The organism is Pseudomonas sp. NMI542_15 (assembly GCF_021283425.1).
Classification (GTDB): Bacteria; Pseudomonadota; Gammaproteobacteria; order Pseudomonadales; family Pseudomonadaceae; genus Aquipseudomonas; species Aquipseudomonas fortuita.
The window spans coordinates 96,232-120,273 of record NZ_JAJSRO010000019.1; the positions used below are offsets into that span (position 1 = coordinate 96,232).

25 protein-coding genes and 2 pseudogenes are annotated in these 24,042 nt (G+C 55.7%); 7 read left to right on the plus strand and 20 right to left on the minus strand.

Annotation, left to right across the window (positions count from 1 at the left end; genetic code table 11):
- Window positions 1–372: 372 nt before the first annotated feature.
- Window positions 373–738, plus strand: coding sequence for a hypothetical protein (locus LU684_RS23115; protein WP_232891622.1), 366 nt, complete (start codon window positions 373–375; stop codon window positions 736–738).
- 140 nt (window positions 739–878) lie between these two features.
- Window positions 879–1,613, plus strand: a complete 735-nt coding sequence (locus LU684_RS23120; RefSeq protein WP_134630152.1) for a hypothetical protein — start codon at window positions 879–881, stop codon at window positions 1,611–1,613.
- 49 nt (window positions 1,614–1,662) lie between these two features.
- Here LU684_RS23120 and LU684_RS23125 read toward each other — a convergent pair whose 3' ends face one another.
- Both LU684_RS23125 and LU684_RS23130 read right to left on the minus strand, forming a co-directional pair.
- On the minus strand, window positions 1,663–1,857 hold the full coding sequence (locus tag LU684_RS23125) for a hypothetical protein (RefSeq protein ID WP_134630151.1): 195 nt from the start codon (window positions 1,855–1,857) through the stop codon (window positions 1,663–1,665).
- A 21-nt stretch (window positions 1,858–1,878) separates the two neighbouring features.
- Window positions 1,879–2,172, minus strand: a complete 294-nt coding sequence (locus LU684_RS23130) for a hypothetical protein (protein WP_134630150.1) — start codon at window positions 2,170–2,172, stop codon at window positions 1,879–1,881.
- Between the two features lie 149 nt (window positions 2,173–2,321).
- Between LU684_RS23130 and LU684_RS23135 the strand changes: the two genes are divergently transcribed.
- Entirely contained in the window at window positions 2,322–2,579 is a 258-nt protein-coding gene (locus tag LU684_RS23135) for a hypothetical protein (RefSeq protein WP_102642966.1), read from the plus strand.
- Window positions 2,580–2,589: 10 nt separating this feature from the next.
- Window positions 2,590–2,829, plus strand: a complete 240-nt coding sequence (locus LU684_RS23140; RefSeq protein ID WP_102642965.1) for a hypothetical protein — start codon at window positions 2,590–2,592, stop codon at window positions 2,827–2,829.
- On the opposite strand, the gene LU684_RS23145 is transcribed toward LU684_RS23140, so the two are convergent.
- From LU684_RS23145 to LU684_RS23215, 15 genes are all read right to left on the minus strand, one after another.
- Window positions 2,826–3,215, minus strand: a complete 390-nt coding sequence (locus LU684_RS23145) for a hypothetical protein (protein ID WP_102642964.1) — start codon at window positions 3,213–3,215, stop codon at window positions 2,826–2,828. The genes LU684_RS23140 and LU684_RS23145 overlap by 4 nt on opposite strands.
- A gap of 46 nt (window positions 3,216–3,261) precedes the next feature.
- Window positions 3,262–4,173: a hypothetical protein gene (locus tag LU684_RS23150; protein ID WP_232891620.1), complete on the minus strand. Its 912-nt coding sequence runs from the start codon at window positions 4,171–4,173 to the stop codon at window positions 3,262–3,264.
- A gap of 25 nt (window positions 4,174–4,198) precedes the next feature.
- Window positions 4,199–4,963 carry a hypothetical protein gene (locus LU684_RS23155; protein ID WP_232891618.1) on the minus strand — a complete coding sequence of 255 codons (765 nt, stop codon included), beginning with the start codon at window positions 4,961–4,963 and terminating at the stop codon, window positions 4,199–4,201.
- A gap of 28 nt (window positions 4,964–4,991) precedes the next feature.
- A complete protein-coding gene (locus LU684_RS23160) occupies window positions 4,992–5,498 on the minus strand; it encodes a hypothetical protein (RefSeq protein WP_134630149.1) in 507 nt (168 codons plus the stop codon).
- A 121-nt stretch (window positions 5,499–5,619) separates the two neighbouring features.
- The gene (locus tag LU684_RS23165) at window positions 5,620–7,797 is read right to left on the minus strand and encodes a DotA/TraY family protein (protein ID WP_134630148.1); all 2,178 of its coding nucleotides are present in this window, start codon (window positions 7,795–7,797) and stop codon (window positions 5,620–5,622) included.
- Window positions 7,794–8,387: a hypothetical protein gene (locus LU684_RS23170; protein WP_102668324.1), complete on the minus strand. Its 594-nt coding sequence runs from the start codon at window positions 8,385–8,387 to the stop codon at window positions 7,794–7,796. Before LU684_RS23170 ends, LU684_RS23165 begins: the two co-directional genes overlap by 4 nt.
- Window positions 8,387–9,631: a conjugal transfer protein TraW gene (traW, locus tag LU684_RS23175; RefSeq protein WP_023662981.1), complete on the minus strand. Its 1,245-nt coding sequence runs from the start codon at window positions 9,629–9,631 to the stop codon at window positions 8,387–8,389. The genes LU684_RS23170 and traW overlap by 1 nt, the downstream gene beginning before the upstream one ends.
- Window positions 9,628–12,708 (minus strand): conjugal transfer protein TraU, encoded by a 3,081-nt coding sequence (locus tag LU684_RS23180; RefSeq protein ID WP_134630147.1) that lies wholly within the window; start codon window positions 12,706–12,708, stop codon window positions 9,628–9,630. The genes traW and LU684_RS23180 overlap by 4 nt, the downstream gene beginning before the upstream one ends.
- A 9-nt stretch (window positions 12,709–12,717) precedes the next feature.
- A complete protein-coding gene (locus LU684_RS23185; protein ID WP_134630146.1) occupies window positions 12,718–13,437 on the minus strand; it encodes an HNH endonuclease in 720 nt (239 codons plus the stop codon).
- 45 nt (window positions 13,438–13,482) lie between these two features.
- Window positions 13,483–13,929, minus strand: a complete 447-nt coding sequence (locus LU684_RS23190; protein ID WP_064491674.1) for a DUF6750 family protein — start codon at window positions 13,927–13,929, stop codon at window positions 13,483–13,485.
- A 19-nt stretch (window positions 13,930–13,948) separates the two neighbouring features.
- Complete coding sequence (gene traQ / locus LU684_RS23195) at window positions 13,949–14,482, minus strand: conjugal transfer protein TraQ (protein WP_014003941.1); 534 nt, start codon at window positions 14,480–14,482, stop codon at window positions 13,949–13,951.
- 10 nt (window positions 14,483–14,492) lie between these two features.
- Complete coding sequence (locus LU684_RS23200) at window positions 14,493–15,215, minus strand: hypothetical protein (protein ID WP_134630145.1); 723 nt, start codon at window positions 15,213–15,215, stop codon at window positions 14,493–14,495.
- A gap of 20 nt (window positions 15,216–15,235) precedes the next feature.
- Window positions 15,236–16,594: a conjugal transfer protein TraO gene (gene traO, locus LU684_RS23205; protein WP_134630144.1), complete on the minus strand. Its 1,359-nt coding sequence runs from the start codon at window positions 16,592–16,594 to the stop codon at window positions 15,236–15,238.
- A gap of 8 nt (window positions 16,595–16,602) precedes the next feature.
- A complete protein-coding gene (locus LU684_RS23210) occupies window positions 16,603–17,745 on the minus strand; it encodes a DotH/IcmK family type IV secretion protein (RefSeq protein ID WP_134630143.1) in 1,143 nt (380 codons plus the stop codon).
- A gap of 10 nt (window positions 17,746–17,755) precedes the next feature.
- Complete coding sequence (locus tag LU684_RS23215; RefSeq protein ID WP_134630142.1) at window positions 17,756–18,505, minus strand: DotI/IcmL family type IV secretion protein; 750 nt, start codon at window positions 18,503–18,505, stop codon at window positions 17,756–17,758.
- Window positions 18,506–18,658: 153 nt separating this feature from the next.
- Between LU684_RS23215 and LU684_RS23220 the strand changes: the two genes are divergently transcribed.
- From LU684_RS23220 to LU684_RS23230, 3 genes are all read left to right on the plus strand, one after another.
- A complete protein-coding gene (locus LU684_RS23220; RefSeq protein ID WP_134630141.1) occupies window positions 18,659–18,997 on the plus strand; it encodes a hypothetical protein in 339 nt (112 codons plus the stop codon).
- A gap of 386 nt (window positions 18,998–19,383) precedes the next feature.
- Entirely contained in the window at window positions 19,384–20,604 is a 1,221-nt protein-coding gene (locus tag LU684_RS23225) for a replication initiation protein (RefSeq protein WP_134630140.1), read from the plus strand.
- Between the two features lie 742 nt (window positions 20,605–21,346).
- Window positions 21,347–21,643: a DNA-binding protein gene (locus LU684_RS23230; protein WP_232891616.1), complete on the plus strand. Its 297-nt coding sequence runs from the start codon at window positions 21,347–21,349 to the stop codon at window positions 21,641–21,643.
- Here LU684_RS23230 and LU684_RS23235 read toward each other — a convergent pair.
- The 3 genes and pseudogenes from LU684_RS23235 to LU684_RS30820 form a co-directional block, all read right to left on the minus strand.
- Window positions 21,620–21,878: pseudogene (locus LU684_RS23235) on the minus strand (Tn3 family transposase); the annotation flags it as partial. The gene LU684_RS23230 and the pseudogene LU684_RS23235 overlap by 24 nt on opposite strands.
- A 20-nt stretch (window positions 21,879–21,898) precedes the next feature.
- Complete coding sequence (locus LU684_RS30815; RefSeq protein WP_255260238.1) at window positions 21,899–22,357, minus strand: methyl-accepting chemotaxis protein; 459 nt, start codon at window positions 22,355–22,357, stop codon at window positions 21,899–21,901.
- Between the two features lie 87 nt (window positions 22,358–22,444).
- A pseudogene (locus LU684_RS30820) lies at window positions 22,445–23,209 on the minus strand (PAS domain-containing protein); the annotation flags it as partial.
- Window positions 23,210–24,042: the final 833 nt, after the last annotated feature.

A 24,042-nucleotide genomic window follows, 5' to 3' on the forward strand; every position in this document is an offset into this window, starting at 1 on the left:
GTAAATCCGGCAGCGATCGGTAAACCACGGGACTATGACCACCTACTGGGCACCATGAAGGATCTCCACCTGTCCCTCCAGGTGGGTACTTCGAGGCACGCCATCAAACGCCGTAGAGAAGCGTACGGACTGCCGCCCTACACCGTAGCGCAAGCTATCGCTCCTCATACGCACTTGCTGGGAGTCATCTCGGATCGTTCTGTTGCAGCTCGATGCGGCGTCTCGGCCCACATGGTGAAAGCCTACAGGGAGTCCCAAAAAATTCTGCCTGTGTTTAGGCCCAAACCGCGGCAGCAAAGCCTACCTCTTGGACACCCTCTGAGAGCCTACAAGCCCCTTTTCGGCTTCGTGAGTGATCAAGAGATAGCTCGGGTGTCCGACGTACCGCTCGATGCCGTACAGCAAACGAGAGAGTCGCTCGGGTTCGAGCCAGTCGCTCCTCTACTCCAGCCCGTTGAAATAGCCCCTCTGCAGGACTTCCATGGTCCTTTGCTGGGTTACGAATCCCTATTGCACAGCATGTCGATCGCCAAGATCAGCCGCATCGTAGGGGTTCCTTACAGCATCATCGAAAAGCGCCGGGATTTTCTGGGCGTGAAGCCCTACGTGCGCGTATCAAAAGCTGCGAGATACAACCATCTCCTAGGTGTTATCCCCCATTCGTTGTTGGCCAAACTCGCTGGCATCTCGGCCTCCCGAGTTCAAGACCTCAGCCGCGCGAAGAAGCTGGCGACCTGACTTCGCGCCGGCGTAGCAGCCCGGTTTGCTAGAACCTCCCATGGTAAGCTGGTGTCCTGCTTGCCCCCCCAACTGGCCCAGCCGCTCCGCATCTCCGAGACTGGGTCGATGCTTCATTTATGGTTATCTGAGGCCCCAGTATGGCTACCAAATCGAACCCGCTCTACGGACGTATTACCTCTGCGCAGGTCCTCGAAGTGCTCAAATACAGCAGCGGTAGTGACCTCAAAACCCAGCAGGCCCAGCTCACTGCTACCTGCAATCAGCTGGAGCAGCTCAGTACCCCCAGTATCGGCCTTAGCGAGCTCCTGGATATGGACGACCGCGACCTGCTAAAGCGGGCTGCAGTTCTCCTACGCGACCTCAACCGTCACGTTGAGCGTGCAAAAGAGGTACGGGTTGAACTCGAAAAACGAGAAGACAAGGCGCGGAAAGCCTATTTGGTAGCAATCAGCGGGCTGATCGCGAAGCGCTTCCCATCAGTCACCGATGAGACTCCCGGGCGGGCTGAGCAATTGCTGGAGATCATGGAGCTTCATCTGGCCTTATTCGACTGCAATTACCTGGAAGACTATTACGAGGGGGGGCTTTCCTCGCAATTCGGACGGGATTTTGACCGTTTTGAGAGTGGCGAGGAGACACTTACTCAGGCGGTAAACGGCGCTGCGCAGAACTTGCGGTACGACCTTGGGCAACGGTTGGGCTATTCGAGCAAGCAACCCGATCCAGCAAAGGCACTGCAGGCTGTGATCGAGGAGGCCGATCGGCTACGCCCTGCAGCCAAGGCAAAGAATCAGGGGTTGTTTCAACGTATCGAGCGCGTATTGGCAAGAGAGCAAACAATCCGCATCACTGCCGATCAACACCAGCCATAACCGGCTTGCTCACTGATCGAATTCAGCCCGCGCTGGGCGGGCTGATGGTTCACATGCTGTCGATGAATGCCGCCACACGTTCCACTGTCGGTTTGCTCAGTCGGTGGTAGTTCACGAAGTGGAAGAACCCGTCTTCCACATCGAGCTGGGCGAGCTCATCAGCGTTGAACGACCAGCGCTGGCCACCGTGCTCAAATTCCTGCCAGTCATCTTGGGTAGCTGTTTCGGTTAATCGGGTACTCACGTTCCTTGCCCTCCTCCATGCTTAAGACTTGCAGCTGGTGTGTGCGATCAGCCAGCCATGTGGAACCGCTGTTTCTGCAGGGGCCGGCACCATTTGAAACGTACAGGTATGACCCCCAGGCGCCGATGCAACGACTGTCGCGGTCAGCGCTGTTTGCTGCAGTACATCGACTTCCACGACCTCCTCGGCAACGTCATAGAACTGTGCGGTAAGGTTTGCTGCGATAGGCGCCGGTCCGCTCTCCTCTGCTGCAGCGCTGACTGTTGCTAGTAGCAACAGCACCAATCCTCCCCCTACCGAGATTGCTTGTTTCATTCCCTTCTCCTTCCGTGATCGGTGATGCCAATTGGTTCTAGAGATTTCTCTCTTTTGGCTGACAAGTCGTGCAACAAGATCTATTATAAGTACGTACGTACGTACCTGCAACATTCAACGGGGCGGCTACCCCTCTCTAGGAGCAAGCGATGGAACTCAAAATCTCATGCGGCAATGTTTCCCAAGCACTGGCTGAGTTGAAGCCTGGTGAATCTCTGGTCGTGCCGTGCAATGGCAAAACCACCCAATCAACTCAGTCGAGCATCGGGTCGATGATAGCCCGCCGTCAGCTGGCCAGCGCGATGTACAGCCAGAGCAAAGCCTTGATCGTACGGGACGAGCTGTCCCTTCCCATTCCGGTGATCATCGTTACCCGGCGTGCGGCAGAAATTGCCGGCGCAGCGTGAGGAGAAATACATGAATACTCATCGTTGCGTTTTATTGCAGGGCGTTCAGGACATCAAGAATGCCTATGCGCATCTGCTTCAGGCCCGCTCTGACCAGGCTTGCCAATCAAGCGCGTTGATCATGGTCGACGGAGTGGTCTGTACAGTCCCGCTGGGTCAAGGTCACATTGACATCGACCGAGCAGAACCGGTGCAAGCAAAGGGCAAAACCATCTGCCACAGCGCGGCCTGCCCTTTCATCATCCTTTAAGGGGAAGGCGCTCCTTTGGGCGCCTTGTACCTCGCCATTGGGTGTCTATTCAGTACGACCATCCCTGTCGGATGAACGTTAAACTCCAGGTAGCTCGACTCGTAATCAGCCTTTGTAGCTCCGTCGAATACCGAGTCAGCCAACCACGCGGCCATAGCGGCTTGAATGGCGTGACGCCCCATGGCCTGCTCATCATTTGCTTCCATTGCTTTGACCAGTTCACTGGCCCAGAACGGAACTGCACTCTGCGCAAAAGACTTCCCTTTTTCCCGAATCATTTCCCGTTTCGACTCTGCAACAGCAACCAACCCGTTCAGATCAATTTCGGTCTGGAAGAGAGCGGTTTCTTGTTGTTCGGTGTTGAAAAACTTGAATTGTAGAATCACATGCTTGCTCCAAATGAACGAGAGGGCCGTAGCCCTCTCTGGATGGTTATGCTGGCCGTGGAGCCTTGGGCTTCGGCGCTGGTGGGGCTTCCTTCCAGTGAATGCCATGCTCGGCCTGGCGCTGTCTGATCAGCTCAGAATGCCTCATCACCCCCACTGTCTTGTCGATGCTCTTCCCAGCCTCCTCAAAGCTATGGAACACCCCATGAGGCTTGCGCTCACCATCCACTGGTTTGCCGGGGATGCCAGTGCTGTAAGGAATATGTGTGGAGGTCCGCACCTGGAACACTTCGAATTTGTCTCCCGGGCCTTCGGTATTGTGGAAGACGTCGAGGCGTTTCCCGTGGACAAGCCGGCCAGGCTCCCCGCGATCGTTGAGTTTTGAAGGCTCGGACGTATGATCGAATTCACGTGACTTGAAAATAGTGGTACCAGCGATGACGCGTTCCCGCAGACGTTCGTCGCCTTCTGCAGGCGCTGCGGGCAACTTTTCAACGTTGAACACCCGATTCAGGCCTTGATCACGAAAGGGAGCTTCGGATTCATGCCCTTGGTGCTGAGCCAGCTTGGCCACCAACTGACGCGCTATGTGCTGGTTTTCAATGTCCTTGGGCTGCGCCTCGATCGCGGCGATGACCTCCTTGTATTCACTGCCCGTCAGGCGATGCCGTTTTTGCTCAGCAATGTCCTGCAGGACGCCTTGCCATTCTTGAATCGAGCTCGCACTCATCGAAGTCTCCTTGCCTTGTAAAATCCCGGTCGAGGGCGACGTAGAGTGCGGCGGCACCCGGCATCCCTTTCGGTTTTGAATTTCTTCATCGCTTGGGCGATTGGCCTGGTCGAACGAAAACGATCCATCGTCGTAGCGTTCGAGGTAGCCCCATGTGCAGTCTTTGTCACTTTGCCCAGGTTTGGGCGGTTGAGCCCACCACGGCTCGCGAGTCACTAAATGCTTCATAGGCCACCTCCTTCGCTTTGGATCGTCACATGGTGAAGTTCGCCATAACCTGATTAGTTTGTTGGTCTACCAGGTCGATCGAGCCGCGCACGATCTGACCGACTGCGGTGTTGCCATCAGCTTCCGGAATGTACAGGTACAAGGTGCCTCGAAGGTCAAGGCGGCCTGTTGCCCGGGCTTCTTCGATGATCCGAGCCTGGGCAGAGTCATTGACTTGCAGACTGCATGGGAACGCCGATGGCTTAACCTGCAGGTTCATTCCTTGAGCATTGCGAACAGGATTCGCCCAGCAGTACTGCCCGTAGCTGGTGAGGGGGAACGAATGCGTATTGAAATCGTATGGTCCGACAGAAACGTTCTGCATGCTCAACACGCTCGATACCCCAAACCCGGAGATCGGCAGCGAGTAGTAATCATTGGCAGCATAGGATTTCAGCGAGGCCTCGAATGCCGGCCACTGGGCTGACTCGATGTCCTTGCGCTTGAAGGCGTCGCTGGTGGCCAGGTAGTCCGCGGATAGGTAGCCCATCTTGTCCTCCGTCGTGGCCCCAGGCGCCTTAGCAAGCACCAGGTACGTGAGTGGCTTGCCGTTGTTACTCGCCAAGTCCTGGTACTGGTTCAGCGGTACAGAAGTGTCGATCACTTGTGCAGGCTTTTCCGGTGTCGCGGGCGGCGTCTGTGCGCTCTGGTTCTGCTTAGGTGTGGATACTGGTGCCGGTGCTTCCTTGTCATTGCATCCAGTCAGGAGCCCCATCACAACACATGCTGCAGCAGTCATTTTCAGGTTCATAAAGCATCAATTCCGTTGAATTTTGTGGTCAGCCGAACAAAGAGTGCATATCCGACTTCCAGGCACCGAACTGGTTCGCCTTGATGCGTACCCCGATTTCATGCAGGTTCGGAACACGAGTGACTAACTTAAACAGCAAGAGCGGGCTTTTATCGGGTACCAGCTCCCAGCTGGACACCTGATCAAAGTCAATCAAGGTCGCGCTGTTCAAGTTGACGTCTACGTACAAGGCCTTCTTTGCTGCGGCATCAAAACCGACGTAGCGGTTGAACATCACCGAGACGGCTTCATGGCTCGGGTTGAAGCCCGTCAGCTTGACCTTCTCGACCATGCGATCGAGGCGCGATTTGAAATAACGTGGAGCCACCGAGAACAGCAGGTAACCGAGCCCGAAATAGACCAGCGCGATGGCCATGATCCCTAGCGATACCTCTGTGTCCCTGGAAAAGTGAGCACAGGCGATCAGGAATACTGCAATCACTGGCAACAGACCGAGCCAATAAAAAGGACGAAGGACCCACCAGATAATGTTCATATCGATCCCCTCAAAAGTCCGTATGAGATACACAATACGGAATTAGGTTAGGTTCATTCTACCATGACCCATTGACAGGTCAATGCTCAATTGATAAGGGGCCCGAAGGCCCCCGATTTGATCATCCCTTGATTCCATCTCCTCCCTTAGTGCGTCTGTTGTCGCCCCCAGCTCCCCCTTTGGGCGCCAAGTGCTCGAGGCGGCTACCGAAGATGTTCATCGCGTTGCGCATCCGCTCATTGTCCTCACGGCCCACCGATGCTGCGGCGTGACCACCGACCCAGTTAATGACCTGGTCGGGAACGATCAGGATCAGGTTGAAGCAGCTGTGGACCAAGGTCAAACACATGCTGCAGTAGATCGCCAAGTAGAAGATGATCGAGAACAATCCCGTCACAGAGTCGAACTGGGCGTTGGCCAGGGCGATCCCGAAGCACTGGTTGAGCAACGTGCCTCCTGCGATCAGCGCGGCCCCGCCCAAGAAGAACCCGACGACCATCAGTGCAGGGCGGATCATCACGTTCAGCAGGAAAATATAGCCATGGGAGGTTTTGTGGCCCATACCCTCCCCTTCGCTACCCAAATGCGTAAAGGCCCACAGTGGCGCCGCAATGATTGCTTCGCCAACCACTACCAGCCAGTTGACCGCGGCCCCGAACCAAATGATGAATGGAACCATGGGGAGATATGTCGAGAGCGTACCGCCCAGGATGAACATCGCCAGGACGAGGCCAATGATGAATGGTGATACACCTTCAAGCACACCGCTCAAGGCATCACCAACCGATGTCACGGCGTTTGCCACCTTGGCAAATACACCGGCGACACTCCAGCCATCCTTCACCTTCTCAATGGCCTTCGCGGTCACATAGGCGCCCATGGCCGTCTCTGCCGCAACCATCGTGTAGTCGCCCAGGTTCTTCATCTTGATCAGGGGGTTGAGCTGACCCAGACCTTCGCCGCCGGCATTCACGTCGATCAGGTAGTTCACGATTCGCTGGCCAGGCGCAGCGAACATACTTCCGATGATGTTGCCCGCATCCGCGCCTACTACGCCTTTGGAGTAGTCGCCGGTAGCACTGGTGCCTGCTGTAGGGGTGTAGGAGGTTGTTTCCTGCTGGGCTTTATAGGCCGCGTAGGCTTCGTCGTACACGGAAACGACTGAGGGATCACCGCTGGTCGACATGCCGAACACGGTTGCTTTCGCGGCCATGGCGTCAGATAGCTTGGTATTCGCTTGAGCGAAAGTCTGATACCAAGCACCCAATACCCACCATCCCGACTTGCCGATGTTTGAGCTGAGTTCCTGCGCAAGTCGCTTGATGTCCCCTTGCTTGGTACCGGCGACCTTGTTCACCGAATTTTCGTAGGTCTGGGCTGCGATCTGGATGGCGTACTCACTGTCCGGAAGGGCCGTTTTCGACCCACTGGCACGTTGTACAGAGGCATTCACAAACGACTGGGCCGACTGGCTCAGGGACGCCTGCATGGCCTTCAGTGCATCCAGGTGCGCCTGCCTGATATCGGCGACATCGATCGTGCCGCTGATAATGTTCGTGGAGGCCGCCTGTGCTGTGAGGTCGCCACTGATGTCCGCTCCACCACAGACGAAGCTGTTGTTTTTGAGGATGAACCCTTTGTTAGTAGCGGTCTGTTGGATGTAGCCGCCCGGGATGACCAGGCCACCGCTCGCTTGGGCTTGAGCGATGCCGGCGTTGATGCCGTGCAAGCAGAGGTTGGCTTCATACACACTGTGCGCCAGAGCGGCAGTAGAGGGCATGACTGGCTGCACGACCATCGATTGGCCATCTTCAAAACTGGAGATCGCAGCATCGACGCCGAGGTTGGCCACACCAACCCCCATTACTGACGCCGACCACAGCATCAACAGCTGCGAGAGCGACCAACCGTTGGCAGTAGGGACCAGCGACACGACACCCCACACAAGTCGCACAGGTCCCCACGACGAGGACTGCTGACGGTCGAAGATCGAGCCATCGTGGGCAGTGCGCGTCAGCTTGCGGAATACGATATAGCAGGCCCACATCGCACCCACGACAAGCAATGCGCTGTTAAATACCTGGAAGATATTCGCGAGGATGGTGTCGCCACTTCCGCCGGCCGAGGCCAACGGGTTGTTCACGACCTGGCCATAGATGGAGACAAGCGCTTCACGCGATTTATCGCCGCTGCGCTTGGCCGCTTCCGAGATTTCGCCCAGCGTGGTGCTGTCAGCCCAAGCCAAGGTGCTGCAGAGCATGGCAGCAATCACGACAAATGCTTTGTGTTGAATTCTCATGGTCGGCCTCCTTTCCCGTGGCCGTATTCAGGATCGAGCAGCTGCCGGAACCAGTTCCGGTTCTCCCGAATGAAGTCCTTCAAGCCACCTTTTTCCTCCTTTGAAAGGCGCTGCGTCTTGAGCTGCCATAGCCGCAGTTGGGCGCTCAGAGCCATAGCGAAGAGTAGAGGCATTGCCGTGGCGATCGAGAGCAAGCCCTGGACCACCCCTTTCGACGAGTCGAAATGGACTCCAAGCAAAATGCCGAGCACTGCGAAGAGTCCCATGACCAAGGCTGCGAGCTGGCAGGCGCGCTTGCGAGACAGAAAGTAGCGATAGAGCTCAGGAATGGACATGGCTCCAGGCTTGCGATTTTTCATCGCCTCGCTGAATGACAGCTGCTCACTATCTGCCTTCTCACGACGGTCGCGCAGTGTCTCCTTTGCTTCGGCCGACAATTGCCGAATGACCTCTAAATGCTCCTTGGACCTGGAGACTTCGTTTTTAGCCAGTCGATAAGTCTGACGCATGGCCCAGAACGGAATCACTAGGTGGAGCCCGATGGACAGCCCCCGACGGACCTTGGAAGACTGCAGCTTTTCCTCACTCATCAGTTGGCCCCCCCCATGCGACCGTTAACTGCACGGTATTTTTCACCCAAGACAGGCTCAAATTCCTGCCGTGCAGAGCTGGCCAGGTTCAGACCGTTGATGATGTTCCCGCGGGTCACATCGTTGCGCAGTTCGAGGAGCAACCAGTTGGTCTGCGTTTGGACGCGGATCTGCTCACGCACCAGGTTATCGCCTGTCATGTTCTGCAGATCAGCCTGGTACTCTGTGTTCGCGTATCGACGCCCCACCTCGAAATACTCGAATTCGCGGGCCGACATGGTTCCCGTGCGCTTAGCTTCTGCCGAGGCAATCTTTTGGTAGTAAGACTCAGCCGATTTTGAGGACCGTGCCTCTTTAAGCAGATCTTTAGTTGAGTCCAGTGGTTGGCTTGCGGCGATCATTTGATCTTGAGGATCCGTCGCAGCGGAGATGATCGAGTTGTACTGATTCATCAGGCCGATGTACTGGACACCAGCGTCAGACTCGGCCTGCCCCTTCTTGAGCTGCGGAGCCACTGAACGCCGCGCGGAGTTCTGCGTGTACATCCTGGCTGCGTCGGTTTGCGCCTGAGTAAAGGTGAGGTCCTGGTCCTTGCCATCCTTGCCGGCGCCGATAGTCAACGAGTCGAGGCGTTTGTCGGCCCCGGGCATGGTCGTCGAAACGGCTGGGCAAGCTGTTGCTCCACCATATGCTGCGTAATCATCGGTATCGCAGTAGTCAGCATGGATGCTTGCCGAGCGCATGGCATCGATCGAAGGCGGCTGGGCTGGAGCAGTAAGAGCCTGGTTGATTTTGGTGCTGGCAGCTTTCCCCCCTCCACCTGTGCGGATAGAGGCTTTTACTGCTGCAACCCCCGCCCTGACTTCATTGAAACCGCCAGAACCGGATTCGCTGCAGATCGAGTTGGGCACGTAGTAGTTCTGGCGGGCATTCTCGTAGCGACGGCTACGCTCCTGATTCGCGTCGAACTCCCGTTGAACCCGAGCAGCAGTTTCAATGGTATTGGCGACCTTGCTTGCGCCTTGGGTAGTCGCGGTACCCACCTGGTAAAGCAGCTGGCTAACCGACAGATTCATGGCGCTCACTGAGGCTGTAGTAGCGGCGATCGCCCCGGTCAACGTGACAGTTGAGGTTCCGATCGCGCCTACGACGCAGCCGTCGCAAAGCGCGTAGGCGGGAGTTGAAGCTGCGGAGCCGATCAAGAGAGCTACGGCCAGAGGAGTAATGCGGAATATGGTCTTCATGCGTGTTCTCCTCGGGGGTTTTGTTCGGCGTAATACGCGGTAACCAGATCCTCTGCCAGTTGCTTCACAACACTCAGCTTGGCATTGGATGTGGACGCGTATTCGAGTGCTTCGATGTGAGACTTGGCGGTGCCAAGAGGGAAGCGTTTGGCCAGAACCTGGCGAGCAGCCATAGGACCGATCCGCTTGTACAACTCGGTTCGCAGCGCCGTATCCTGTTGGGTGGTGGACATTGCCCAGAGCTCAAGCGGACCAGTTGTGTTGGTCAAAATCTGGGTGATCGTGCCTTGGTTCGTCTTGAACAGGGCGAGCATATTCGCGCCATTGCGCCCTGGACCCGTGCACTGCAGGTGCAGTTGCTGGATCGTTTCGTGAGATACCTTGAAGGTTTCGCGCAGCACGTTTTCATCATCCACGTTGCCGCCTCGCAACACGTAGACCGATGTGGCCGCGTTGAGCAGAGCAAGTGGGAAGTCGCGTAGATACTGGGAAATCACCATGATTCGGATACCCCATTTCCTGCCTTCGCGACCGTCCTTCACCAGCGTTTGCACTGGTGTATCCATGCCCTCGGTGTTGTGCCATTCGTCATAAGCAATGGTTTTCTGCTGCGAAGCCACATCCTCAGCACGTTTCAGGTGGTAATCGAGGTAAAGCGGCGGAGCTACGAGACGGATGTCTTCTTCGCGCAAGAAGTAGTTCTTAGCCCCCAGGTGGCGGGCAAACATGTACATGCAGGACGTTTTGATCGAGCCCTCAGGTGTTTTCGATCCAATTACGTCATTGAGGTCCACCGAAATGACTCGTGTCGTCGAGTCGACTTCAAATCGGGTACGACCGGAAAAAACGGCGTAGGTCGTCGATGCCAATGTGAAGCAACGGCCCATGTATTTCAGCAGCGGTTCGCCTGCGGCGGTTTTGATTTCACCGAAGGTTTGACGCACGCCTTCGTTGTTCAACATGGCAGTGAAGTCGGGCAGGACAGGGGAAGCCTGGCGGTGAGCATAGGTCGCTTCACGCACATAGCCTGCGGCGAACAGCATGTCAGTCACTTCGTACCAGGTTGCAGCGCTCCACCACTTTTCATCATGCTCAGCGCTGATCCCCGACTCGGCTAGTACCTTATCGACCGCAGGCACTACATCCGGCTCATACTGATTCGCTCCCCGCCCCGCTTTGTCGTCATATACAAGGGTCATCAGCATTTCGTTGACCGCGGCACAGTCGGATGGCGTGCGGGCTTTTGCCCCGCCTTGGCCATCAGTGGCGACGCTGGCACAGAGCAAGTTCAAGAAGTCGACGCAATATTCGCGCTCGCGGCGAGTGGGCTGACGCGCCCCCAGCTGGGGGTCAAATGGATTCGACGCGAAATCGCGGCTGTTCTGCAGTCTGAGATACGCAGCTTCAGCCTTACGATGATCTGGCAGCGAATCCTGGATCATCTGGATCAAGCCTGAGGACGATGGACCAACATCCACAATCGTCAGCAAGGGGAGCTGGGTAGCACCCGGACGATGAAGAGTCGCGTTGTGCATGCAGTTAGCTGCAACTGACTTACCTGAGCCCGGGATGCCTGAGACAAGCTCGATCCAGGTATCCTGAATCGAGCTGCCGAGGCCAATGGGGTAAATCTTCCCGTCTGGTGTTCGCGTGATCCACGAGCCATTGTCGGGCCACGGGGTTGCCGGCCGCTGAAGCGGCAACATGTTCATGGCTTCCTTGAGGGGGGGCAGAAGCCGGTTAGCGGTATTTTTGGTGGTAAAGCCAGGGATTGAAGAAGCAAGTGCGGCCATGGGGTCGCCATGCGTTTTTTGAACTTGGCAGGTACCCCAGGACTGAATGGCTTTTTCCAGTCGAGAAAGTCGTGTCTCGAGGTCCGCTTTTGTGGTACTCCAAGAAGAAGCCATGATCTTCATAGACATCACGGCTTCATCCCTCGCGATGGTCTCCAGACTTTTGAAGGAATCACGAATAGCCCTGTTGTCTGGAAGAACCCCGACGAAACCAACCATCAATCTTCGGGCGCGCATCATCGAAAGACCGCCAGGTGCGATATCGAATCGAATCCTCCACGGGTCCTTCTTGCCAACGGCCGAAAAGAGTTTGGTGAAGTGCACAACGTCTTGTGGGCCAAGCTCCATCGCAAGCGAGCCGTGCCACAGGCTGTCAGTTTTGACGTAATTGCCTACGGGTTCCACATCGTTGCTGCAGATCTGATAGCTAAGCCGCGGCGGCACAAGTTCCGAGAAATCCTTTGCATCGGTAGCCCCGCGAAACATAAAGCGATCACCCACGATCTGAGGGCGGAATTTCTGGGAAGTACCTTCGCGGTTCAACATGATCCTGATGCGCTTAGCCGCCTCGTGGGCGCTTAGAGGCTTCATCATGATGCCTTTCTTACCCTCGACCCCGCACGAGATGAAGTCATCCATGAGTCGCTCAATCATCGTGTCATGCCGATATTTGAGAGCGGCAAGGGCAAATGCAGGGTTCTGCCCGTAAACCAGTCGCGGGAGCTTGTGTTTTGATGCCTTCTTGCTCAGCTCGCCGAGCTCGCGATCCTGTTCCTCGTTACTCAACGAAGTCAGGTGCGTGTACACAACCAACAGGTTTTGTTCCCAAGCACAGTGCGGAGCGTTGCGCTTCACGCGGTCAAGGATGATGTCCTCGCTTTTCAAACCGATGCGCCGTGCAGTGTTCAGTAGCGGTTCGGCCAGACGCATCAATTCATCGGTGGCCCGTTCCGGATCACGCTCGAAGCTGAACGTCAGGCTATGCCCTTTCTCGCGCATATAGCCAGTCATGCGGACACGCAACGACTCCAGCATCTCTGAAAACTCAGCTTCAGAGAGCATCTGGTAGGTACCTTGGAGATCGAATACTGTCAGCAGCGAGTAATCGCTATTGACCAAGGTGTAAGGATCTTTGAGGTCCGGGGATTTCTCGATATCGGCATCGGTCAACCCCACAGCAGTGGCCAGTTCGCAGTAACTGGTCATGTCTTTGTGAATGAAGTGTTTTGCGAGGTACTCCAAGGTACCTTCCAGTGCATCCACGCACTTATCAAGAAGTCCCATGCTGCCTCCTTAGCTCGGCGCGTTCATCACATCGTGATGAATCTGGGCCCACGTTGAGGTGGGGGCTGCACCGTACGCATCCTGTGCCCAGCCCTTTACAACATGGCTGAACTGTGCGGGATTGAAGATGACGCTCAACCCTTGGAAAACGAGGGAGTTAACATCGGCGTCGACCTTGCCCAGGCGTGTCATCGCCTCAGCGAAAATTTTGGGCGAGTGAGTGCCCCAGGCCTTTTCGGTGTATTCCCGATGGGAAGCCATCCAGTTGAGGATTTTTTTCGCGTCCGCCTTTGTTTGTTCGTCCCCGGTTTCCAGGGCGATCATGGTGGCTCGCTGCAGATGATTCGCGTCCTGGGGAGACAAGCCCGGGAGGTACGCGATGAAGGCATCACCGTCGTCGATTTCTCCCAGGTGCTGCCACCCATGACACAGCGGATCTACAAGCCGGAGGTTTTCCGGCCGTAGATCCTGATGGTTGTGGTTGATGTTATGAACATGACCGGCACGAGCGTGTATACCGCAGAAATAGCACTGCCCCTGCGCCTGGCGGGTAATGGTCGCCCGCATTTCGGTCGTCAGCTGTGCCGGGTTCGGCTCAATAGCGCCTGGAGTGGCATCGCCCCACACACGCGCTTTTGTGGCCATGGCCATCAACGGCAGAACTGGCTTCTCGAAGTTTTTCCCAAGCCCCGATACCGGTACTGTCTGATCCTGTTTTACGTCGCTCATGCAGTCTCCAAGGCAGCCATGTTTCAGGCTGCCGAGTGGTCGTAGTCAGTTCGGAACCTTGCCAAACTCGCTGCCGCTGATACCAACGGTCTCGCCGGCAGTGGTCATCATGAAGCCAGTGCCACCAAGGGCAGCACCAGAGAGGAATGGCCCCCAAATCTGCTTACCGGTGATGCGCGAGTTTTCATCGTTGGTTTTTTTCCAGGCGTTCAAACCGCCGAAGGACGCCAACGCGAAACCGACGGCCAGGAAAATTGGACCGAGGCTGTCTTTGACGGAGTCGCCCTGTTCACTGCCCTTCTCGGCCATGCCAGCGAGACCATCCGCATAGGCAGCCTTGGTGACGAACAGCGTTGACATGGTGAGGCCTGCGCCCATGAGCATGATTCCCCGCTGCACGGGATCGGCCTTGTATTCCTCAACCTTGGTCAACAGACGGATGTGACCACGGCGAACTGCATCGACAGCGAACTCGAAAGGTTTGAATTTCATGATGACGCTCCTAGTGTTGTTACCAATAGAGTTGGAAGGTGGCCTGAAAGGCCTCGATCACTTTGTCGACATGGGTCAACGCAGCACCGAAAATCATGTGGGTGAGGCCGCGCCAAACTGCGTCGTCCGCTCCCTGCGAGCCCTCTCCTTCAAGGACTGCTTTTTTCATAAGCAACAGGCCCTTGAAGAAGAAACACCCCCCTGCAAAAGCTGCCAGGGTCAGCACAGCGTTTACTGCTTCCTTGAACTTGCCGAAATTCTCGGCGCCGCTGTAGGAGATGGCACCGTAGGTTGTTCCGCCGGTACCGAAGCTGTTCCAAGTTGTGGTGATCATCCCGGACATGTTGAACAGAGCAGCGCCGATCACCAGCACCGCAAACGTGCTTCCGAGGGTAATTGGACGATGGCCAGGCTCGATGGTGGCCAGCTGCATCCGCCGCAGAACGCTACCGGCGTAAACCATCCCAGCGAGTGCGCTCAAGGACCAGAGCAACCCCCAAAGTGCGGCGACCAAAGTGTTGGCCGCCGAGATGATCATGCTCGCCAGATCCATTTTTGGTTCCTCAGCGAATCACGCCACGCGAAGTAGTGACTCGACGGGCCACTGGATCAATACCAATGATCTTCACCCCATCTACGAGATCGCCTACCTGCACAACGAAGGTTTTTTCACCGTGTTCAATCCATGCCTGGTCTGCATAAACGGTGTTCAGGCGATAGCCAGCCACTGCCGAAGGTTGTGTTGCTTGTGGTTGCCGGCGCACTGCCTGTTGCTGCACCACTTTTTTGCCCGCCGCAGGGGCGGCTTCAAGGAGAGAAACCTTGGCTTCCAATTCGTCGATGGTCTTTTGAAGTCCGACGACGATCCCACCCAGGCTCCGGACTTGTTCATTGAGCGCGTTCAGCTGGTCGACAGTGATACCCGCCTGTTCCGGGTCTGCAGCGGGTGCTACTGGCTCTTTTGGTGCAAGCACATCCGATACATTGCTCACAGGTGCCGCTTGTTGAACGGGGGTGGCCTGCTGTGGGTCGCTGGTTTGCGCCTTTGGAAGCATTTTTGGAACTAGTACAAACAGTACTGCCAGCACTACCGCCAACACCAAAAAGTGCCAGGCCTCGATCCGATTGATGACGTTGGCAATACGTTTCTTGCGATCGCCCTGAATCGCGTTAACCGGAGGCGTTTTCTCAGGTTGTTGCGTCTGAGATTTCGACGTCTCAGCTTGTTTACCCGGCTTACCACCGGGGTTGAAAATGTCCAACTCTTCCGCTGCTTGTGTAGTCATCTGAAGTCCCCTGCCCTAACTCAGTAGCGAGTTGGATCGATGATGGTTGGCTGGCCCATGTACTGCTGGCCGTATCCTGGCGAGACACCCTGGTACCCGCCGAACCCGTTTGAGTTGGTGGCACCTGCGGCATTCGGTGAGAGGCGGTACTGCTGCTGAGGTTGGCCACCTGGTTGACCGAGCGTATTCAGCTCAGCTTTCTGATTCGCCATCAGCGCGTCTTTTTCCAGTTGGTCACTGGCCAGCACCGGCCCCACGAACTGAATACCGATCGTGGAGTTGATCGGACGGATTACTTGTTTCTGTGGCATGTTTGCGGCGTCATTGGCCAGCACCTGCCCGGCTTGTTGGCCAATACCGCCCGCAAAGGTGCCCGCGACTGCTTTCCCACTAGGGGTAGTGGGGTACGTCTGGATTACTGCGCCCTCGCTAGTGATGATGTTCTCCGAGGCGGAGCGCTCGTAAAGCTGGCCCGTTTTGCCGATCGCCAGCGCCAGAGCCGGGAGAATGATTCGGCTGAAGTAGCGGTTGTTTACATCACCGGACAGAGCAGTACGCATGCTTTCAGGATCAACAGCTTTGGCTGTGATCTTGTAACTGCGCCCCTTCCATTCCATATAGGTGAAGGTCATGTCGATGGTTTTATTGAGGCGCTTGTAGCCCATCGCGAAGACCCGTGCGCCGGCGAGTCGGCCTCCGGGAACCTCAGCTGTAACCATCGAATTTTCATCAGTGTCGAGCTCTGTTTTAAGCAGGGCAGGGGTCAGGAAAAATCCATCCACGACAACCTGGTCCTGAGCCTTGCCGGAGCGCGAATTCGAGGTTTGCGCAGCGCCTGGACTACCGGCCGTACCGCCTACTCCAGTCAGGGAAGCGGGTTTGATGGATTGCGAGTACGCCTGCTCCTGAGTAGTAGTGCCGGTTCCATGGGTTTTCACCGTCCACCCGCTCATGAACGCGCCGACCTGTTGCGCGACAAGCTTGTCCATTTCTTTATTGCGCTCAACAGGCTGCTGGGGCTGCGGAGGTGCTTGGTAGTAGTAGTTGACCTGGGGTTGTTGCTGCTGGCCCGCACCTGCCTTGTCCGAGGTATCCGCTGGAGATGCTTGCGTAGTGGACATCACGGACATGTATGACTGCCCGTTTGATTCCGCCTGTTTAGCGTTGTTGTGGTTGTACTTCTCCAGGACCTGGCGATAGGCCTCGCTCTCCTGAGTAGCCCCCCCTTTCCCATCAGCGCTTATCGCGCCGAGGTTAGAGCTGGTTTGATGACGGCTGTTGAGCCAGGTGTAGCCTGCATAGCCGAGGGCTGCGACAGCAATTGCTGCCGCGAGGATGGTTACCTTGGTCTGCCTTCCAATGTCAGCTTGAGTGCTCATGCGCTACCTCAGTAAATATCGAGTTGGAGGGTGACTTTCTGACCCATCTGCGAGAGGGTGATGAAGGGAGTCACGGGTAAGCGGTACACGCGCGTACCGTCGCCGGCAGCCAAGGTGTTATCGAATGCGGTTTGGAAATCCTGCCGGGTACGGACGTAAAGATTTCCGTCGTACTGCCAGATCTGGGTATGGGAGGGCACTGCGCCTTGCGCCTTAACCTGCTTGGCTTCTTTTGGCGGAATCCCGTCCAGGAACGCCTGCAGCAGGTTGTCATAAAGCGCGATCTTCCCAGGGCCCATTACTGCAGCCTTGGCCAGTGGGCCTCGGCCTGGAACGCGAAGATCGAGCCGGGCGTCGTACACTCGAGCCCGATCTTTCTTGCCATCCGGCTCACCGCTGACGATCTTGACGATTACGGGCGTTGTAGCGCCTTCCAAGTACAGAGCCAGGCTGCCAGTCTCGTAAGGCGATGGGGTCGATACCACCACTGTGTGAGTGCCCTGTAACCACTCCGCGCTATAAAGATCGGGGTTTGAAACACGGGGCGTAGCTGCCAGTGGCCAGGGCGCTCCCGTTGAGTCCAGAACAATGAGGTTCGATAGTTCGCCTGGAACCACGCGCAGCACTGGCATCGATGCGCCAGGGCTCAGATCAACCGATACGCTCGAAATGCGAGGTATACCCCGCACTGGCTGCCAAGCCTTGGCCTTTCGAGTGTTCTCCAACGCCTGCCGCATTTGTTTGATTTGCTCAGGCGTGAAGGGCTGCGCAACTTCCATTGCTTCGTCGAAGTGGTCATTTTCAGGTGGGTTGAGCGGGGGCAGTGGAGCAGTGCCGTTTTGCTGTTGAGAACCACCAGCGGGTTGCCCGGCGACTGCGTAATTAGCCGGGCCATAGTTGGTCTGCGGGAAGGCATTCTGCATCTGGGGATTCACCCCAGGCTGTGGAGCTCCCGGTGCCGCGGGAAAGCCCGGCTGCCGAGCTGGACCTTCTACTCGAACCCACTGCCCGCCGTTTGGGGCTTGAATGGGCTGCTGTTGACCTTGCATCGGTTGGCCTTGGGGTGGCGCGCCATTGCCTTGTTGCTCCGCCTGAGCTGTTCCGATCGCGAGCGTCAATATTGACGCGACGAAAACTGATTTCATCATCATGGGTTCCTCCTTACCTGGGCGTGGTGACAATGCCGTCCAGCCCTACGCCCACGATGGAATCCAGTGTGGGAATACGTGCGACAGGCACTTTGGCGATGAATCGCTTGGGTTGAAGGTCGGTGGTTTGGCCGACCAGCTTGATCTCGATCGGTACTTCGATATGGCGCACGAGAACACCGTCAACCATCTCGGATTTCACAAGCACACCGGTTTCCGTAGTAACCGTCATATTCATGCGCTTGGTTTTGACGAGGTCCAGGTAGCCGGCAGACTGCAACTGCTCCAAATACTGAGCGAACCCGCGTTTGGTCCAATCGCCACGCACGTCCTCAAGCTGTTGCCTGTAGTCGGTGAAATTGATCGTCATCGAACGGTTCAAGGCTTCGCGGGCAAACTGAATTGCCTCGGCGTCGGTAATGTACGGCTCATTGAGAGGAACCAGCCTGACGATCCGTAGACCATCGGCTGCGAAGTACACGTAATGCGGGTGCATGACAAACCACCCAAACACGCAGTTCAGGCAGATCGAGATCCCCAGCCCCCAAGACAAAACCAGGTTTGATTTCACGATGCTGGACGTATGTTTAGCCAACTGCTTACGGTCTTCGAGATCGCGTGCGATTGGATCGACGGCATCCTTGTTCTGATGCAGTTTTTCAGCGATGGCCATCAGCTCTTGTTCGTATGCTGCATGGCCGAGATCCTGCATTGATCCAGGCTGATCAAGATGCGGCGCTGCAGCGTCCTTGGTGTCGGTCATGTGTGCCCCTCCGTTTTCCGTATTCTAACCATGATGCGGAATCGGTCAACACAAAAAAACCTTTTCGCTGACCCGTGTTAACGGGGGCCGCGTGGATTCTGGGTTTACGGTATATCTACAATACGAAATCGCCAGTAATGGCAATGTGATTTCATGCCGGTTCGTACTTCACCGATATTTTTTGGTACGGGTCGTATTTCACCGATAAAAAGCGCGCTGGATTTGGCCTTCACCCCCCCAAAACAGGGGCTTGAAGGCCATATTCCAGATGATCAAATCACGTCCTCGGGCGACAGCCGCGGTTCGTACATCACCGATGCGAGTCGTATATCGCCGATGCGGTTTTTTTTTACTCGCCTAGGCTCGTATATCGCCGATTTTCTGATTCGTATTTCACCGACAGTCAGGTCGTATATCGCCGATGCGGGGTTTCGTATTTCACCGACGCACGAAGCGTTCGGATCCCCCGATATACAAGGGCAATCGTGGTGAGGAGGTTCGGGATCAATGCGGTTGCCCGCTTACGCAACACAGACGTTACTAATTAGAAAAAAGGTTCTGAAATTTTGAGAGAAGCCAGTAAATACGCGGGTTTCAGCGGGTTGACGGAGCGGAACTGAGCCTCTAGCCTTCGCCAAAACTTGCTCAACGAATGGCTTTTTTTAGGTAGGTATTATCGAAAGATCGAGCGATTAAAAGAGGGATCCGGCCACCGTTGCCGGGCAAAAAAAAAGAGCCCACACATCTGGTCCTGGCAGATCGATGACGTGAGGGCCCCTTTCAGGTAATTCGAGTATGGACACCTGCACTCTGCTGCGCAATACGCGGCACGGGTTAATTCGCCCTGAATTTGTCAGCTTCTTCATTGAGGCCTGCTGGTGAACAACCTCATCACGGCAGCTTCGACGGCGCCTGCGCACCCGGGCTATTACCAGCCGGCGTCAGCGATGAGCCGTATCCTCGAAGAGGCCTCCTATCTCGCACGCTGCAGTGACAACAAAACGGCGATGAGAGTACGGCCGCGTGAGTACGCGATCCGCTACCCCTACATGCAGGTGAATCGTCCTGGCCGTGTGTCATGGCTCGTTTTCGATCTCGACCATGCCAACTCCCTGATTTGGGAGGAGCATGGGCTTCCCCCCCCTAACTTCATTGTCCGTAATCGAAACTCAGGCAACTCGCACCTCTACTATGCGATTGCTCCGGTGTGTACCACCGAGCGAGCCCGTGAAAAGCCGATCCTGTACATGAAGGCTGTCTACGACAGCATGGCCGCACTGCTCAAGGCTGATCCCGATTACCACAGTGGTCCAGTTGCCAAGACACCAGGCCATCCATGGTGGATCACCACCGAGCTCCACAATCATGTCTACGACTTGGGCGAGCTGGCAGAAGAACTCGACCTGGCCAGGCCGATGCCTTTGTGGTCCAAAGGACCCGACATGGATGCAGTGTCCCACTCCAGGCATTGCACCTTGTTCGAACGTGTCCGTTTCTACGCATACAGCATCGTCAATGCTGAGCGAGCTGGTGGTTACTTCGAGTCGTTCTACTCTCGGGTCCTTGCGCAATGTCACAACGACAACCGTTTTCGCACGCGAGAACGTTACAACGACCTGCCCTTGTCATCAGTGCGCGCCACGGCTAAATCGATTGCCCGATGGACCTGGTCTCACTACCGCGGAAGTGGCGACTATCACCGTGGTGTGATGGAGCTTGATCGATCGCTGCCACTCGAGGAGCGCCAGAGCCTCGCCGCCAAGCGGACACATGCAGTCAGGCAAAACCAGACGGCAAACAAGATCCGTGGGGCTTGCCGGCAGTTGATCGCTAAAGGGGCTCATCTTACCTACACGGCTATCGCCCTGGCTGCAGGCGTCTCTCGCCAAACCGTGGCCAAGTATAAGGCGGTCATCACCGAAGCACAGTCGCCGTCGGTTGTACCCCTTCGCCCTAAGCAGCCTCCCCTGCCCCCCCCAGCAGCACAACCGGCCGGTCCAAACCATGGTTCTGAGCCAATTAAACCCGGTGTAAAGGATGCTGTATATCAGGTACCTGCCCCTACCGGGGCTGCTTTGCTCCCGCCGTTGCCTGATTAGCTATTCAGATGGTGGGTGCGCATGGGGAGTGATTCGACACACTGAACCTCCAGCCTGCACAACTTAACCTGCTCTCCTCTGTGCCGCGTTCATTCCATTCTTGGATATCTCTGCTTGGTGCGGTGCCGCTCTTGTTAATGGGCATGCTCCTACGTGGAATCTGGTGCATCCAACCCTTACAAATCGCTCAGATTGCAGCGTAGAGCGCGCTCTTTTTTTCTCGGTGGCCTTTGAGGTGGCATATGTCAGGGCTCGCCAGGTTGCGGCCTCGATCCGGGAGAGCGGGAATTATCGGAAACCTTGCGGAATGTGTGGGTTCTTGAGCGGTTGATGATTGACCTGGCCAGCGTCGTGACGAATCCGATTCGGGCGGAAAAAACCCAAGAGGATTTCGAATCGGTCGTGACGGCAAGCTTCCAGTCATCTTCCAGGCCCAGGAGTGCCTTCACATGTACGACCGAATCATTCAACTGCTCATGCTGTCTGTTGCGACGATTAGCTTGATCATCACTCTGTTGCCTCCCCCTGCACCTACCTCCATTCCCAGAACCCTCTACGCAGGCGTGAGCCCCGTTGCCGTCCAGGTATCGGGGCGCCCCGCCTACTCGCCGAGTGTGTGAGATCAGAGTGGGAGCGGTTTTTCAGCAAACGCAGACTGGGCTTTCTTAATTTGAGAACCATTGCATAATAATAATAAGAATATTATTATTATTCTTATGGTGTTTTTCTTTTGGAGCTGAGCATGGAACTGTCACCCGTTAACCCCGATGTGCGCGCACGGATCATCACCGCGATTGAAGAGCTGTATGACCAGTTGGGTCGCGTCGATAAGTTTCCAACTGTGAGCGATGTCCGGGGTCGGGCGCGGGCTGACATGAATACTTGCTCAGCGGTATTCAAGGAATGGAAGCGGCAGCAGACCGCGAAACCCGCTCTTGTCGCAGTGGCAGTGCCAGATCAAGTGAAGTCAGCCCACCTGGAGGGGGTGCCCGCTGAATTCGGAAAAAATCGTACGCTAAGGTTTTCCGGGCAATCGTAGCGGCCTGAACTTCCCGACCTCCAGCCTGCGGCTCTGCCGCCAGACGTAATCGCCAGTCAGGTTGATGTGCTCCCAGCCCAGCGGCAACAGGTATTGCAGCAGCTCGCCGCCCACCGACTTGCCTCGACCAGCCCCAAGTGATGCGCTCCAGATACATCGTGTTCCATAGCACGATGGCCGTCACCAAGTTTGGGCTTCTGGCTCTGTAGCGCTGCGGCTCGAAGTTCCGATCCTGATTTTGCCTAAAACTGGACACTAGCTATTGTCTTTGAACAACGTCGATACGGTACGGGCAACATGGTCTGCACCGTCACTGATTTCACGCATAATAGTTGTTACAGTTGCGATCTGATCGTTGTTTTCTTCGGCGCTTCTAGCGATGCTGTTCATATCTATATTCAGTTGCTGAGTAAGCTTTCCGTTAGCAGTTACCACATTCTGGATTTCCACGGTGGCACTGCTAGTTCGAGCTGCCAACTGACGAACCTCGTCGGCTACTACAGCAAAGCCTCGGCCCATTTCACCCGCTCGGGCAGCTTCAATTGCGGCGTTAAGTGCTAGTAAGTTAGTTTGTTCTGCCACGCCTTGGATGGTGGTAACAATTTTCTCGATATCTTTAGCCTGAGCATTTAGCTGTGTAATCAAAATAACCGCACCGTTTATTAAATTAAGTGTGCTCTGAGATAATTCAATTGAACTAGCAAGGGACTCCATGCCCCGCACGGAAATTTGAGATGTCTCCTCGGCGGTGGTGAAGGAAAGCTCTGCGGCTTGACGGATTTCATCAGCCTTATGCTTCTGCGAGCTGACGTCGGTGGCAAATTTTAACACTTTCACAACCTGGCCGGCTTCATCAATGACGGGGTTGTAGGTGGCCTCAAGATAGATGGTCTCTCCCGATGCGGTCTTGCGCTCAAATTGCCCGCTTAAAAAAGTTCCTCCCTTTAAACTCTGCCAAAAATTTGGATTTTCTTGATAAAAATTATCGAAACAGAACATTCGGTGGTGTCGACCCTTGATATCGCTGAGGCGATAACCCATAGCACGGAGGAAATTCTCATTTGCATGCAGGATGTCACCGTTAGGTGTGAACTCGATCTCCGCCATCGAGCGGGAGATGGCTGCATGGACGGCTCTTAGTGAGAGTAACTCGTTTTCTCTCTGAGTGACATCTGAGCCAATCTTAATGATTTCAATAACTTTTCCATCTTGATTTTGAACTGGAATATAAGTAGCCTCAATCAATATTGAGTTACCGTCTTTGCGCAGCCGCCTAAATAAACCTGATTGAGGATGGCCGTCAGCCAATTTCTGCCAGAAGCGCGAATAATCAGCTGTGCTAGCATAATTCTTTTCGCAGAAAATTCTGTGGTGCTGCCCTGCTATTTCTTCGAGTTTGTAACCAAGCATCTCTAGAAAGATATTGCTCGCATAGATTACGCTCCCGTCTGGCCTGAATCTGATTTCCGCGACATTTCGATTTATTGAATCAAGCTGCCACTGTAGTTCTGAGAGCTTATTTTCTGTGTCCAGCAGTTGTTTGTTTTTATTGAAAAACATAATCATTACCTTTGTGCAAATAAAATAATACTTGGGTCCCAATTTATACTGTATCGGTTAGCGCAACCGCTTCTTGAGAGCATAGCTCTTTATAGTTGGAAAATTAGCGATTTGCAGCCATGTGTCATATTGAGCTATGCCCTAACTGGGCGTCAGGCCGGAACCTTGGGCAGTGTCAGAATAGGGCCGATTCCAGCATTTTCTGACGACTCGCCTGCAACCTCTAGGGCCTCAACCTGACAGGCCGCACGCTTAGCGTACGATTTTGTCCGTTTTCTCTATCGTCCCCTCCATGCCCGACGGACGGTCGCCGGCCCGCCCTGGTCGAAGGCCGCCCCACTCGGCCCGGCGAGGCCCGGCCAAGGTTGGACAGTTGCAGCGGCCAAAATCGCCCCCTGCGGCCTCCTGGGCGCGTTTCTGGTGCCAAGGTAGGCTTGCCCCCTGACTGACAGCTTCCGCGTTGTGTGGGCGATTCTGGAGGCTCTGACGCTGCTCCGGTTGCAGCGCTCCCGCCCCCTCTTTGGCGTTCAACCTGTCGTTTTCAGAAGACGGCTGCACTGAACGTCAGAAGCCGACTGCACTATAGCAGCGGAGGGGTTGGATCCATCAGGCAACGACGGGCTGCTGCCGGCCAATAGCCGACAATGACGACACTGGAAATCCCCGCCTGTGAGCGTCGGCTCAGGGCGGGACAGCGTCATCCAGCTACCTGCGCCACTGACTCAGCCTTGTCCAGCCGGCCGCGCCGCACGAACAGACTGACCAGCCGTTGACGGATCGCCACCTGGAGTTCCGCCAGTTGTTCCGGCGTGATGCGAATTTCACCCGCTCGACGAGCG

Bases quoted from the DNA above. Each gene is read 5' to 3' on its own strand.
- LU684_RS23160 (WP_134630149.1), bottom strand. From the start codon at position 5,498: ATGAACATTATCTGGTGGGTCCTTCGTCCTTTTTATTGGCTCGGTCTG.
- LU684_RS23155 (WP_232891618.1), bottom strand. From the start codon at position 4,963: ATGAACCTGAAAATGACTGCTGCAGCATGTGTTGTGATGGGGCTCCTG.
- LU684_RS23220 (WP_134630141.1), top strand. From the start codon at position 18,659: ATGCCGGTTCGTACTTCACCGATATTTTTTGGTACGGGTCGTATTTCA.
- LU684_RS23135 (WP_102642966.1), top strand. From the start codon at position 2,322: ATGGAACTCAAAATCTCATGCGGCAATGTTTCCCAAGCACTGGCTGAG.
- LU684_RS23210 (WP_134630143.1), bottom strand. From the start codon at position 17,745: ATGATGATGAAATCAGTTTTCGTCGCGTCAATATTGACGCTCGCGATC.
- LU684_RS23120 (WP_134630152.1), top strand. From the start codon at position 879: ATGGCTACCAAATCGAACCCGCTCTACGGACGTATTACCTCTGCGCAG.
- LU684_RS23140 (WP_102642965.1), top strand. From the start codon at position 2,590: ATGAATACTCATCGTTGCGTTTTATTGCAGGGCGTTCAGGACATCAAG.
- LU684_RS23215 (WP_134630142.1), bottom strand. From the start codon at position 18,505: ATGACCGACACCAAGGACGCTGCAGCGCCGCATCTTGATCAGCCTGGA.
- LU684_RS23190 (WP_064491674.1), bottom strand. From the start codon at position 13,929: ATGAAATTCAAACCTTTCGAGTTCGCTGTCGATGCAGTTCGCCGTGGT.
- LU684_RS23185 (WP_134630146.1), bottom strand. From the start codon at position 13,437: ATGAGCGACGTAAAACAGGATCAGACAGTACCGGTATCGGGGCTTGGG.
- traW (WP_023662981.1), bottom strand. From the start codon at position 9,631: ATGAAGACCATATTCCGCATTACTCCTCTGGCCGTAGCTCTCTTGATC.
- LU684_RS23165 (WP_134630148.1), bottom strand. From the start codon at position 7,797: ATGAGAATTCAACACAAAGCATTTGTCGTGATTGCTGCCATGCTCTGC.
- LU684_RS23130 (WP_134630150.1), bottom strand. From the start codon at position 2,172: ATGAAACAAGCAATCTCGGTAGGGGGAGGATTGGTGCTGTTGCTACTA.
- LU684_RS23180 (WP_134630147.1), bottom strand. From the start codon at position 12,708: ATGGGACTTCTTGATAAGTGCGTGGATGCACTGGAAGGTACCTTGGAG.
- LU684_RS23230 (WP_232891616.1), top strand. From the start codon at position 21,347: ATGGAACTGTCACCCGTTAACCCCGATGTGCGCGCACGGATCATCACC.
- LU684_RS30815 (WP_255260238.1), bottom strand. From the start codon at position 22,357: ATGGAGTCCCTTGCTAGTTCAATTGAATTATCTCAGAGCACACTTAAT.
- LU684_RS23200 (WP_134630145.1), bottom strand. From the start codon at position 15,215: ATGACTACACAAGCAGCGGAAGAGTTGGACATTTTCAACCCCGGTGGT.
- LU684_RS23150 (WP_232891620.1), bottom strand. From the start codon at position 4,173: ATGAAGCATTTAGTGACTCGCGAGCCGTGGTGGGCTCAACCGCCCAAA.
- traQ (WP_014003941.1), bottom strand. From the start codon at position 14,482: ATGGATCTGGCGAGCATGATCATCTCGGCGGCCAACACTTTGGTCGCC.
- LU684_RS23170 (WP_102668324.1), bottom strand. From the start codon at position 8,387: ATGAGTGAGGAAAAGCTGCAGTCTTCCAAGGTCCGTCGGGGGCTGTCC.
- traO (WP_134630144.1), bottom strand. From the start codon at position 16,594: ATGAGCACTCAAGCTGACATTGGAAGGCAGACCAAGGTAACCATCCTC.